The organism is Streptomyces gottesmaniae, from assembly GCF_031845845.1.
Classification (GTDB): domain Bacteria; phylum Actinomycetota; class Actinomycetes; order Streptomycetales; family Streptomycetaceae; genus Streptomyces; species Streptomyces akebiae.
In genome coordinates this window covers 1-287 of record NZ_JAVRFJ010000193.1, presented here as the reverse complement: position 1 = coordinate 287, position 287 = coordinate 1, and the positions used below count along the sequence as shown (strand labels likewise).

Sequence of the window (287 nt, the reverse complement as noted above, 5' to 3'; positions counted from 1 at the left end):
CTCGTCCCAGAGTCCCCAGGCCAGGGAGGTCGCAGGCAGCCCCAACCCCCGCCGATACTCCGCCAACCCGTCCAGATACGCATTCGCCGCCGCGTAATTACCCTGCCCCGCACCACCCACCGTCCCCGACAACGACGAGAACAACACGAACGCCGACAGATCCAACTCCCGCGTCAGCTCATGCAGATACCACGCCGCGTCCGCCTTCGCACCCAGCACACCATCCAAACGATCCGCCGTCAGCGACCCCAGCACACCGTCATCCACCACACCGGCCGCATGCACCA

Annotated in this window: 1 protein-coding gene; it reads right to left on the bottom strand. The window is 66.2% G+C overall.

What is annotated here, in order from left to right; genetic code table 11:
- On the bottom strand, positions 1 to 287 hold a 287-nt coding region (locus RM704_RS45020), incomplete at both ends, for a KR domain-containing protein (RefSeq protein ID WP_311593666.1).